Origin of the sequence: Abyssibius alkaniclasticus (assembly GCF_020447305.1) — a bacterium.
Lineage (GTDB): Bacteria > Pseudomonadota > Alphaproteobacteria > Rhodobacterales > Rhodobacteraceae > Abyssibius > Abyssibius alkaniclasticus.
The window spans coordinates 2,411,392-2,422,955 of sequence record NZ_CP095732.1; the positions used below are offsets into that span (position 1 = coordinate 2,411,392).

Annotated in this window: 14 protein-coding genes; 13 read left to right on the forward strand and 1 reads right to left on the reverse strand. The window is 59.7% G+C overall.

The window, feature by feature from the left end:
- Positions 1 to 45: 45 nt before the first annotated feature.
- Positions 46 to 1,158, forward strand: a complete 1,113-nt coding sequence (gene ctaA, locus LGT41_RS12020) for a heme A synthase (protein WP_274127121.1) — start codon at positions 46 to 48, stop codon at positions 1,156 to 1,158.
- Between the two features lie 87 nt (positions 1,159 to 1,245).
- On the opposite strand, the gene LGT41_RS12025 is transcribed toward ctaA, so the two are convergent.
- On the reverse strand, positions 1,246 to 2,031 hold the full coding sequence (locus tag LGT41_RS12025) for an enoyl-CoA hydratase (RefSeq protein WP_274127122.1): 786 nt from the start codon (positions 2,029 to 2,031) through the stop codon (positions 1,246 to 1,248).
- Positions 2,032 to 2,094: 63 nt separating this feature from the next.
- On the opposite strand from LGT41_RS12025, the gene LGT41_RS12030 reads away from it, so the two are divergent.
- From LGT41_RS12030 to LGT41_RS12085, 12 genes are all read left to right on the forward strand, one after another.
- Positions 2,095 to 2,529 carry a PaaI family thioesterase gene (locus LGT41_RS12030; protein ID WP_274127123.1) on the forward strand — a complete coding sequence of 145 codons (435 nt, stop codon included), beginning with the start codon at positions 2,095 to 2,097 and terminating at the stop codon, positions 2,527 to 2,529.
- Between the two features lie 143 nt (positions 2,530 to 2,672).
- On the forward strand, positions 2,673 to 3,137 hold the full coding sequence (gene rplM, locus LGT41_RS12035) for a 50S ribosomal protein L13 (RefSeq protein ID WP_274127124.1): 465 nt from the start codon (positions 2,673 to 2,675) through the stop codon (positions 3,135 to 3,137).
- 2 nt (positions 3,138 to 3,139) lie between these two features.
- Positions 3,140 to 3,625, forward strand: a complete 486-nt coding sequence (gene rpsI / locus LGT41_RS12040; protein ID WP_274127125.1) for a 30S ribosomal protein S9 — start codon at positions 3,140 to 3,142, stop codon at positions 3,623 to 3,625.
- 305 nt (positions 3,626 to 3,930) lie between these two features.
- Positions 3,931 to 4,554 (forward strand): DUF6778 family protein, encoded by a 624-nt coding sequence (locus tag LGT41_RS12045; RefSeq protein WP_274127126.1) that lies wholly within the window; start codon positions 3,931 to 3,933, stop codon positions 4,552 to 4,554.
- A gap of 129 nt (positions 4,555 to 4,683) precedes the next feature.
- Positions 4,684 to 5,496 (forward strand): glutamate racemase, encoded by an 813-nt coding sequence (locus tag LGT41_RS12050; protein WP_274127127.1) that lies wholly within the window; start codon positions 4,684 to 4,686, stop codon positions 5,494 to 5,496.
- A 57-nt stretch (positions 5,497 to 5,553) separates the two neighbouring features.
- On the forward strand, positions 5,554 to 6,582 hold the full coding sequence (gene argC, locus LGT41_RS12055; RefSeq protein ID WP_274127128.1) for an N-acetyl-gamma-glutamyl-phosphate reductase: 1,029 nt from the start codon (positions 5,554 to 5,556) through the stop codon (positions 6,580 to 6,582).
- 7 nt (positions 6,583 to 6,589) lie between these two features.
- Positions 6,590 to 7,033, forward strand: coding sequence for a cytochrome c maturation protein CcmE (gene ccmE / locus LGT41_RS12060; protein ID WP_274127129.1), 444 nt, complete (start codon positions 6,590 to 6,592; stop codon positions 7,031 to 7,033).
- Between the two features lie 78 nt (positions 7,034 to 7,111).
- Complete coding sequence (locus LGT41_RS12065) at positions 7,112 to 7,720, forward strand: holin-associated N-acetylmuramidase (RefSeq protein WP_274127131.1); 609 nt, start codon at positions 7,112 to 7,114, stop codon at positions 7,718 to 7,720.
- Positions 7,720 to 8,202 (forward strand): holin family protein, encoded by a 483-nt coding sequence (locus LGT41_RS12070; RefSeq protein ID WP_274127132.1) that lies wholly within the window; start codon positions 7,720 to 7,722, stop codon positions 8,200 to 8,202. The genes LGT41_RS12065 and LGT41_RS12070 overlap by 1 nt, the downstream gene beginning before the upstream one ends.
- Positions 8,203 to 8,312: 110 nt before the next feature.
- Positions 8,313 to 10,292, forward strand: a complete 1,980-nt coding sequence (locus tag LGT41_RS12075) for a heme lyase CcmF/NrfE family subunit (protein ID WP_274127133.1) — start codon at positions 8,313 to 8,315, stop codon at positions 10,290 to 10,292.
- A gap of 4 nt (positions 10,293 to 10,296) precedes the next feature.
- Positions 10,297 to 10,743, forward strand: coding sequence for a cytochrome c-type biogenesis protein (locus tag LGT41_RS12080; protein WP_274127134.1), 447 nt, complete (start codon positions 10,297 to 10,299; stop codon positions 10,741 to 10,743).
- A gap of 8 nt (positions 10,744 to 10,751) precedes the next feature.
- The gene (locus tag LGT41_RS12085; protein WP_274127135.1) at positions 10,752 to 11,528 is read left to right on the forward strand and encodes an enoyl-CoA hydratase-related protein; all 777 of its coding nucleotides are present in this window, start codon (positions 10,752 to 10,754) and stop codon (positions 11,526 to 11,528) included.
- Positions 11,529 to 11,564: the final 36 nt, after the last annotated feature.

Sequence of the window (11,564 nt, forward strand, 5' to 3'; positions counted from 1 at the left end):
GCGCCCGATACGCGCCTATTTCTGTGCCAAAGTGAAGGAAACGCCATGCCCAGTATTTTTGAAGAGGTCGGCAGCGACACCAAGCAAGCCGCGCAAACCAAAACCGCCAAGCCCGATGCGCGCCGCGCCATTGCGCGCTGGCTGATGGTGCTGTTCGGGCTGGTTGTGCTGATCATCGCCGTTGGCGGCCTGACCCGGCTAACCGATTCTGGCCTGTCGATCACCGAGTGGAACCTGCTGATGGGCACATTGCCGCCCCTGAGTGATGCCGCCTGGGCCGATGTGTTCACGAAATATCAGGCCTCGCCGGAATATCAGTTGCAAAACAGCCAGATGGACCTTGCCGCTTTCAAAAGCATCTTCTGGTGGGAATGGGGGCACAGATTGCTGGGCCGCATCATCGGGCTGGCATGGTTTCTGGGCTATGCCTGGTTTGCGCTGCGCGGCCGCGTGCCAAGTGGCTGGCACTTCAGGCTGGTGCTGATCGGCGCGCTGATCGGGCTGCAAGGGCTGGTCGGCTGGTGGATGGTTTCCTCCGGGCTGGTCGGGCGCATGGTTGATGTCGCCTCTTATCGGCTGGCGCTGCATCTTGGCCTGGCATTTGTCATTCTGGGGCTGATCGCCTGGTATGTGCTGCGGCTTGGCAAATCCTCGGTTGAGCTTCTGCAAGCACGCCGCGCGCGCGAAGTGCGGCTGTTCCGGCTTGGCGGTGTGCTGGTCGGGCTGTTGTTTGCACAAATCCTGCTGGGCGCACTGGTGGCAGGTATCGATGCCGGGCGCAGCTTCCCGACATGGCCGCTGATGGCCGGGGAGTTTTTGCCAAGCGAGAGCTTTGGCTATACGCCGATCTGGAGCAATTTCTTTGAAAACCCGGCGCTGGTGCAGTTCAACCACCGCCTGCTTGGCTATATCGCCTTTGTTTTTGGGCTTTTTGTGTGGTGGCAGGCGCGCAAATCCGCGCTGAGATCGGTGCGCAAGGCGTTCAATCTTGTGGCGCTGGCGCTTCTGCTCCAGCTTGGGCTGGGCGTTGGCACGGTCTTGCTGGCGGCGCCGCTGGACTGGGCGCTTGCCCACCAGCTTGGTGCAGTGCTGCTGTTTGTTCTGGTCATTCGCGCGCGGTTCAGGGCGGGCTATCCGGCGCGCCAAAGCCTGCGCTGACAGGCTGACCCGCCCCGGACCCGATCCGGGGCCTTTCAGCGCGGCGGAGAGGTCCCGGGTCAGGCCCGGGACGGGGTGGCGCTTTGGCTAACGCCAGTTCGGCGGGCGTTTGTCGATAAAGGCGGCGATACCTTCCTCGGTATCGCGAAAAAGCATGTTTTCAACCATCACCGCACCGGCATAGTCATAGGCTTCGGCGGGGGTCATGTTGCGTTGCGCATAAAACGCCTCCTTGCCGATTTTCACCACGGCGGCGCGTTTGGAGGCGATGATCCGCGCCAGCGCCATCGTCTCATCCTCCAGTGCCTCAAGCGGCACGGCGCGGTTGATCAGGCCAATGCGCTCGGCGCGGCTGGTCTCGATGAACTGGCCGGTTGTCAGCATTTCAAATGCCACCTTGGCGGGCACATTCCGGGTAAGCGCAACCATCGGGGTTGAGCAGAACAGCCCGACATTCACACCGTTGACCCCAAAACGCGTGCCCTCGGCGGCCAGGGCCAGATCGCATGTGGCCACAAGCTGGCAGCCGGCTGCGGTTGCAATGCCATGCGGTTGTGCGATCACCGGCTGGGGCAGGGCCTGAATGGCCAGCATCACCCGCGCACACCGCTCAAACAGGTCTTTGAAATAGGCGCGGCCCTTGTCGGCACCAGACCGCGCGGCCTGCATTTGTTTCAGGTCATGGCCTGCACAAAACGCCTTGCCCGCGCCGCGCAGAATGACCACGCGGCTGTCCGTGTCGACCTTGAGCGCATCAAACTGCCCTTGCAGCGCGGCGAGCATTTCATCGGACAGCGCATTCAGCTTGTCGGGTGTGTTCAGCGTCAGCGTGGTAACACCATCGGCGTCATCGCGCAGCAGGATATCGGGCATTTGCATTTCTCCCCCAGTTCTGAAATGCAGTTTGGGGAAGATTCAGCCGCGAGGAAAGCCCCCATGTTGCCTGTGATGACGATTGATGAATTGCACGCTGTGCTGGAGCGCGAATTTCCGCAGGTTGAGGGCCGGTTCCGGATAACCGCGCTTGCGCCGCATGAAATGACCGTGGCCATGACCGTGCGCGAGGCCGATTTACGCCCCGGCGGCACCGTGTCCGGGCCGACAATGTTCGGGCTTGCCGATGTAACATTCTATCTGGCGACAATGGCGATGATCGGCCCGCAAACCCTGACGGTCACGACAAGTTGCACCATCAACTTCATGCGCAAGCCCGCAGGGCGGGGCGACATGCTGGCCAGGGCGCGTATTCTGAAACTTGGCCGCAGCCTGAGCGTGGGCGATGTGTTGATTTACAGCGCAGACAGCGATGCCCCTGTCGCCCATGCCAGCCTGACCTATGCGATTCCGCCCGATCGGAGTGGGGTAAAATAATACCTATTTTGTAAGCCATTGATAACACAAAACAATCTGCCACTTACGGCAATTGACAGTGCGCCAAACATCGCTAAAAGGGCATCTCGGAATTCATGCGGGGCTGGCATCCAGCCATCCCCCCGACGGAACGGATACGAGATATGAAAACTTTTTCTGCCAAACCGGCCGATATTGACAAGAAATGGATCCTGATTGATGCCGAAGGCATTGTTCTGGGCCGTCTTGCAACCATCGTGGCCATGCGCCTGCGCGGCAAGCACAAGCCAACCTTCACCCCGCATATGGATATGGGCGACAATGTGATCATTGTGAATGCCGATAAAATCCAGCTGACGGGCAACAAGCGCACCGACAAAACCTATTACTGGCATACCGGCCATCCTGGCGGGATCAAGTCGCGCACGGCCGACAAGATCCTTGAAGGCGCGCATCCCGAACGTGTGGTTGAAAAGGCCATCCAGCGTATGCTGCCCGGCGGCCCGCTCTCGCGCCAGCAGATGACCAACCTGCGTGTCTACGCAAGTGCCGATCATCCGCATGAAGCGCAGAACCCTGAAGTTCTCGACATCAAGTCGATGAACCCGAAAAACACCCGGAGTGCATGAACATGTCTGACATCAAATCGCTCGACGATCTGAAAGAAGCCGTAACCGGCGAAGCCGCCGCTGTTGAAGCCGCCGTTGTTCGTGAACCCAAGCGCGATGCGCTTGGCCGCTCCTATGCCACGGGCAAGCGTAAAGATGCGGTTGCCCGCGTTTGGGTCAAGCCCGGTTCCGGCAAGGTTACCGTGAACGGCAAGCCGATGAACGACTATTTCGCACGCCCGGTGCTGCAAATGGTTATCGGCCAGGCCTTTACCGTTGCTGGTGTTGCTGGCGAGTTCGACGTGATGGCAACCGTTTCCGGCGGCGGCCTGTCGGGCCAGGCTGGCGCGGTCAAACACGGCATTTCCAAAGCGCTGACCTATTACGAGCCAAGCCTGCGCGGTGCCCTGAAAGCCGCCGGCTTCCTGACCCGCGACGCACGCACCGTAGAACGCAAGAAATACGGCAAGCGCAAAGCCCGTCGTAGCTTCCAGTTCTCCAAACGCTAAGCTGCAAACACCATTCCAAAGGGGCCGCTTTACCAGCGGCCCTTTTTTATTACGAGGGTCGATCAGTCATAAGAAGCCCCCGCTGCAAATACCGCCGAAAGCGGCAAATACACGCAAAACAAGCACAATCAGCATTGCTGGTCGCCCAAAAGGCGATATTTGTGCCAATTCTGCACTTATTCTCAGTGGATGCGGGGCCGGTTGCAACAAATGCGATGAAGCGGCTTGATTGAAACGCATGAAAGTGGCAAAGTTCCGGTCGATAAATCGGGCACAAAGTCCCTTCTATTTATTTGGAGCAGAGTATGTCCTTAAAAAGTTTCCTGATCGCAGTCGCGGCCGCCGCAACGCTGGGCGGGTGTATCAACACGAATGTCAGCTATTCCGAAATACTGCGCGAAGATCAGACGTTTAACTGGAATGTCACGCAGATCAACGTGAATGTTCCGCGCAGCCTGACAACGACCGACCGTAACGGTCAGGCCCCCAATGTCGATATCATCTGGATCGAGGAAGGGCCGGGCGATACCTATTTGCAGGTGCAGCGGATTTTTGAAGAGGGCGTTGCCCTTGGTGCTGGCCGGCTCGATGCCTCGCTCAAAGGCGGGCGCTCGGTGCGGTTGGAAGTCGAGGTGGCGCAGTTCCACACCCTGACACGCCGCGCGCGATCCAATATCGGCGGTATCCACAACGTCGATTTCTACATTCAGGCCTTTGATGCCAATACCGGCGAAGCACTCTCGCCACGGTCGTTCATCGAATCCGACCAGAAAGCCTCGGGGGGCGCACGTGCCCGCCAGGAAGATGCGGCTGGCTATACCATGCGGGTCGCCATTGTCGAGCGGATTGCCGGTGTGGTTGCCACATGGCTGGCGGTTGCGGGCGATGATGCGGTTCTGCCAAGCCACCGGATTCTGATTGGCCGTTGAACGCGCTTCAAATTTCGGAATATGGGCCGGTCATTGACCGGCCCTTTTCTTATGCGGCGGGCTTCTGGACAACGCCAGATCGGCGGCATAGTGATAGGCAGTTGCAGCATAAACCGGGTAGGGCAGACCATGCCAATTGGGGTATTCGATAGCGGGCTTGGCGGGCTGAGCATTTTGGCGGCTTTGCAAAAAAAGCTGCCAGATCAGGCCTTTATCTATTTTGGTGACAATGCGAATGCGCCCTATGGCCCAAAAGATTCCGATGAAATTTTTGCACTGACCACGGCTGCCTGCACAAGGTTGTTCGATATGGGCTGCGATCTGGTGATCATCGCCTGCAACACCTCGGCGGCGACGGCATTGCACAAATTGCAAACCGAGTGGTTGCCCAAGGGCAAGCGCCGCGTGCTGGGCGTTTTCGTGCCGATGATCGAAAACCTGACCCGCCGCAACTGGGGCGACAACGCGCCGCCCACACATACCGGCCTTGCAAATGTCGCGCTGTTTGCGACCGTGGCGACCATTTCGAGCGGTGCCTTCCCGCGCGAGCTGAAGTTTCGGGCCCGCGATGTGTTGGTGGAAGGGCAGGCCTGCCCGGGCCTGGTCGATGCGATAGAGGCGCACGACGAGGCTGGTGCAAGGCTGCTGGTGAACCGGTATGTTGGCGCAGTGCTGGAACGTTTTCCAAAACCGCAGGCCGCCGTGCTTGGCTGCACGCATTTCCCGCTGGTGCGCGACATGTTTGCCGCCGCCTTGCCACCGGAAACCCGGCTGATTGACCAGCCCGACATTGTGGCCGACAGCCTTGCCGATTATCTGGCCCGCTATCCGCATTTTGCCGAAACCGGCACGACCCGCTATCTGACCAGCGGCGATGAAGCCGCCGTCAGCGCGGGTGCGGCGCGCTTTTTGGGCCGTGATGCGCGATTTGCCGCGCTCTAGCGGCGTTGCACCCCCCGCGGATAGCCCCTAGATTAGCTGGCAACGAAAGGCCGGATCATGACGCAACACAATATCGCCATTCTTGGAGCTTCGGGCTATACGGGTGCCGAACTTCTGCGCCTGATTGCCGGGCATCCGGGGCTGCGCATTGGCGCGCTCAGCGCCGATCGCAAGGCCGGCGCGTCACTTGCCGAGGCCTTCCCGCATCTGGCGCATCTGGACCTGCCCTTGCTGCAAAAGATCGAGGATATCGACTTTTCCGGCATCGATCTGGTATTTGCCGCCCTGCCGCACGGGGTTACGCATTCGGTTGCCAAAAACCTTCCCGCACATGTGAAAATGGTCGATCTTTCGGCCGATTTCCGGCTGCGCGACGCAGCGGCTTACAAAAAATGGTATGGGCTTGAACATACGGCGATGGACCTGCAGCCAAGCGTGGCCTATGGCCTGCCCGAATTTTACCGCGACACGATCCGGGCGGCACGCATTACCGCCAATACCGGCTGTTATGTTGCCACATCGCTGCTGGCGGTGCTGCCGTTGCTTCAGGCGCAACTGGTTGATGCCGATGACATAATTATCGATGCCGCATCGGGGGTTAGCGGGGCAGGGCGCGCGGCAAAAGAGGCGAACCTGTTCACCGAAGTCTCGGAAGGGTTTCATGCTTATGGCGTGGCGGGCCACCGGCATATGGGCGAGTTGGATCAGGAAATGTCGGCCGCTGCCGGGCGGGCGGTTGAATGCAGCTTTACCCCGCATTTGCTGCCGCAAAACCGTGGGATGATGGCCACGATCTACCTGCGCGGCGATGCAAAAGCCGCCCATGAAGCCCTTGTTGCAAAATATGCAGATGAGCCATTTGTCGACATTCTTGCGCCAGGCCAAACCCCTGCCACCCGCCATGTACGCGGCTCCAACCGCTGCAAAATCGGTGTTGTGGCCGATCGGCGCGCCGGGCGGATGATTGTGGTTTCGGTGCTGGATAATCTGATGAAGGGCGCCTCGGGCCAGGCTTTGCAGAATGCGAACCTGATGCTTGGCCATCCTGAAACCCTGGGGCTGGATATGGCCCCCGTATTCCCATAGGAGCTCAATGGCCGGACTTCGTAAAAAACGCCGCGTTCAGCTTATTGCCATTTGCATGACCTTGCTTGTCGGGGCGTCGGTTCTTATCGGGATCGGTGCGAAAGACAGCATCAACCTGTTCCGCTCGCCCAGCGAGGTTGTGTCAAACCCTCCTAGGGCAAGTGAGGTGTTCAAACTTGGCGGGCTTGTGCTGGAAGGCAGCCTGATGCGGGGCACCGAGGCGACATTCGTGGTGACCGACACCAACGAGGATATTCCGGTGCGTTACGTCGGGCTGGACCCTATTCCAGACCTGTTTGCTGAAGGGCGCGGCACGGTGGTGACGGGGCAAATGGAAGGTGGCGTATTCGTCGCCACCACGATTTTGGCCAAACATGACGAAAAATATGAACCCACCGAGGTGATCAACGCGCTCAGCGCGCAAGGCGTCGACATCACGGCGAATAATTAGTTAAGGCCATCTCAACGGGTTTGTAACTTTTTTCGGTAATACTCCGGCAATCTTAACCAAATTGTCAGGAATACCGAGATGGCGTCAATTGACGATCTGATAGATGGAATACTTGCGCGTGAAGGCGGCTTTGTAAACGACCCGGATGATCCGGGCGGGGCCACGAATTACGGTGTGACCATTGGCACCCTGCGCCGTTTGGGCCTGGATGTGGATGGCGATGGCGATATCGACACCGATGATGTGAAAAAACTGCCGCTTGCAACGGCGCGCAAGATCTATCGGAAGCACTATTTTGAAGATAGCGGCATTGCCGGTCTGCCCGCGCCGCTTCAGCCCAGCGTGCTGGATATGTATGTGAACGCCGGGGCCAATGCGATAAAGATCTTGCAGCGCCTGCTTGGTGAATTTGGCCAGCCGGTTGCCATTGATGGCCTGCTTGGCCCCCTGACACAGGCCGCCGCGGCGCGCGCCTTGCGGGCCGCCCCCGACCATTTTGTAAATGCCTATGGCATAGCGCGCCGCAACTACTACTACGCCCTGGCCGATGCCCGCCCGGCCAGCCGTAAATATGCGCGACGGCGTGATGGCGGCAAGGGCGGCTGGATTTTGCGCGCCGAAGAATTCATCTCCGAGGAATATCGTCTTACCGCCGCCCAACATGCGGCCCGCACAGGAGCCTGGTAATGGCATTGATCAATATCGGACGCACAGCCGAACAGGTAGGCGGCGCTGTTGCCCAGGTTGCCGAGGTTTTCACCAGCAATGCGACCAAGGCAGAAGCCGCCGCAACCACGCGTTATACGGCCGCAATCACCCAGGCGGGGGCCGAATTCGAGGGCGCGCGCGACGGCTGGTTTGACCAGTTTGTAAACGGGCTCAACCGGCTGCCGCGCCCGCTTCTGGCGATTTCGACGATCGGGCTGTTTGCCTATGCAATGGCAGCTCCCGAAGGGTTTTCGGTGCGGATGCAGGGGCTTGCCTATGTGCCCGATCCGCTTTGGTGGCTGCTTGGGGCGGTGGTTTCGTTCTATTTTGGGGCGCGCGAGCTGCACTATTTTCGCGGCTATGCGCCGCGCGTGCCCGCCCCGGCAGTGCCAAACAAGGCTTTAACGTCACCGCAAGCTGAAATTAACGATGCGCTGGAAGACTGGCGCGCGAATCTCTAGCCATTCGGGGCGGCCCGCGACGCAAGGCCGCCCCCCCATCACGCAATTGAAAATTGCAACTACTGCTCCAGCATCTATGATGATCCGTGTCACATGGATGGAGCCAACAGATGATTGCCGAACTCGGCCACTTTGCCCTGATATTCGCACTGGCTGTGGCCGGTATTCAAACTGTTGTTCCAATGATTGGCGCCTGGCGGGGCTGGCATGACTGGATGCGCGTTGGCAATATTGCCGCATATGCGCAGTTTATTGCGGTTGCTTTTGCCTTCGCGGCCCTGGCCAACGCCTTTGTGACCTCGGATTTTTCGCTGGCGCTTGTTGCAAGCAACTCGCATTCAGCCAAGCCGCTTCTCTATAAATTCACAGGTGTCTGGGGCAATCACGAAGGCTCTCTTTTGCTCTGGATACTGATTCTTACGCTGTTTGGCGCGCTTGTCGCCGCATTCGGGCGCAACCTGCCGCCAACCCTGCGCGCGCGCGTTCTGTCGGTTCAGGCGATGATCGGTGTCGCATTTCTGGCGTTCATGCTGTTCACCTCCAACCCGTTTTTGCGGCTGGTATCGCCGCCGCTTGATGGAAATGACCTCAATCCGCTGCTGCAAGACCCCGGCCTCGCCTTTCATCCGCCATTTTTGTATCTTGGTTATGTCGGGCTTTCGACGGCATTTTCATTTGCGATTGCAGCACTTATCGAAGGCCGGGTCGATGCGGCCTGGGCCCGTTGGGTGCGGCCCTGGACGCTGACGGCCTGGATGTTCCTGACCATTGGCATCGCTATGGGCTCGTGGTGGGCCTATTATGAACTTGGCTGGGGCGGCTGGTGGTTCTGGGATCCGGTTGAAAATGCAAGCTTCATGCCGTGGCTGATTTCCACCGCCCTGCTGCATTCGGCCATTGTGGTTGAAAAACGCGACACGCTCAAAAGCTGGACGGTGCTTTTGGCAATTCTGGCATTTTCCTTCAGCCTGATCGGGGCGTTCCTGGTGCGCTCTGGGGTGCTGACCTCGGTTCACGCATTTGCCAACGATCCCGAGCGCGGAAAGTTCATTTTGGGAATTCTGGTTGTTGCGATTGGCGGTGGCCTTACGCTTTATGCGGCGCGTGCGCCCAGCCTGCGCAGCAACTCGGCCTTTTCATCCATCAGCCGCGAAAGCGGTCTTGTGCTGAACAATCTGCTGCTGATTGTGGCGACGGTGATCGTGTTCATCGGCACGATCTGGCCCCTGGCGAACGAGGCGCTGACAGGTTCCGTTGTTTCGGTCGGCGCGCCGTTCTTTGATCTGACCTTCACGCCATTCATGGTGGTGCTGGCCATGCTTTTGCCAATGGGTGCCATTTTGCCGTGGAAACGCGCGCAGCTTGGCCGCAATCTGCGCCCGCTCTACGGGGTGGTTGCGCTGTCGGTGGCACTTGGCGCTGCCGTTTGGGCGTTCAACACCGGCGGGCGGATTTTGGGGCCGGTCGGGCTGGTGCTTTCATCCTGGATTGTGCTGGGTGCCGTGGCCGATATTGCCAACAAGGTGCGTCTGCGTGCTGTGCCACTGGCCGAATCGCTGCGCCGGGCGCGCAATTTGCCGGGCGCCGATTGGGGCCGTTTCTTTGCCCATGCCGGCTTTGGCCTGACAATATTCGGCATTGCCGCCGTAACCGCATGGGAGGTTGAGGCAAACCGCGAAATGGCAGTCGGCCAAACCATGCAGCTTGGCGCCTATGAATTGCGGCTGGATGCGGTCGAGGAAATTCAGGGGCCGAACTATTCCGCCCGCCGCGGGGTGTTCACCTATTTCCGCGACGGTCGGGAACTTGGCCAGCTTCTGCCGGAAAAACGTTTTTACCCCGTGCAGCAAATGCCCACGACCGAGGCCGCCATCACGCTTGGATTGTGGCGCGACCTCTATGTCGTATTGGGCGATCCGCAGCAGGCGGGGGGCTATGCCGTGCGTGCCTTCATCAAACCGTTTGTGAATTGGATCTGGATTGGCGCATTGGTCATGGCGCTTGGCGGCATTGTCAGCCTGATGGACAGGCGCTACCGGATTGCGGCGCTCAAAAGCCGCAGCCCGCGCGGTATTGTTCCGGCGGAGTAGGCAAATGCGCAGATTTGTCTTTTTGCTGATTCTCGTCGCCAGCCCCATGCTTGCGGTAACACCCGATGAAATGCTGGATGATCCGGTGCTGGAAGCGCGTGCGCGTGAAATTTCCAAAGGGCTGCGCTGTGTTGTTTGCCAGAACGAGAATATTGACGATTCCAACGCCGCAATCGCCCGAGACCTTCGGCTTTTGGTGCGCGAAATGTTGGTGGCGGGCAATAGCGATGACGATGTCGTTGCCGCGCTCGTGGCGCGCTATGGCGAATTTGTGCTGCTGCGCCCCAGTATGAACGGTGCCAATGTCATTTTATGGTTTGCCGGGCCGGCGCTGCTTTTGGCCGGGCTTGGCATGGCGATTCTCTATATCCGACGCCGCCCAAGGCCGGTGGCTGACAGGCTCAACGCGGCCGAGGAAGCGCGGATTGCCACGCTGATGCAAGAGGAATAGCCAGGCTTATGTCGGAAAGCACCCTGCTTTACACAGTGGCCGACGGGGTGGTGACCATCACGCTCAACCGCCCCGATGTGATGAACGGGCTGAACCGCGCTTTGCGCGCGGCACTGCTGGAGGCGGTCAGGCGCGCACCCACCGATGGCCGCGTGCTGGTGATGACCGGCGCGGGCCGTGCCTTTTGTTCCGGGCAAGACCTGAGCGGCGATGTCTCACCAGAAGATCTCGACCTTCAAGCAACGCTGCGCGACGAATACGAGCCGCTTTTGCGCGCCATTTATGATTGCCCCATCCCCACGATTTCCGCCGTGAACGGGCCTGCCGCTGGGGCAGGGGCGAATATCGCGCTGGCCGCCGATGTGGTGATCGCCGCGCAGTCTGCGGTGTTTATCCAGGCCTTCACCCGCATCGGGCTTATTCCGGATGCCGGCGGCACCTATTGGCTGCCGCGCCAGGTCGGGTTTGCGCGCGCAATGGGCGCGGCCCTGTTTGCCGAAAGCATTCGCGCCGAACAGGCGGCACAGTGGGGGATGATCTGGGAAGCCGTGCCCGATGCCGAATTTGCCGCCCATGTCGCCGCGCGCGCCGCGCATCTGGCCAAGGGGCCAACGCAAAGCTATGCGCTGCTCAAACAGGCATTGCGGGCCAGCTTTGACAACGATCTTGATGCACAATTGGCGCTGGAGGCGCGTTTGCAGGCCAGGGCCGGTGCTTCGGATGATTTTGCCGAGGGCGTTGCCGCCTTTAAGCAAAAGCGCGCGCCTCGCTTCAAGGGCCACTAGCCCCCTTGACCTTGCCGCCCGGCCCGCCATTCTGGC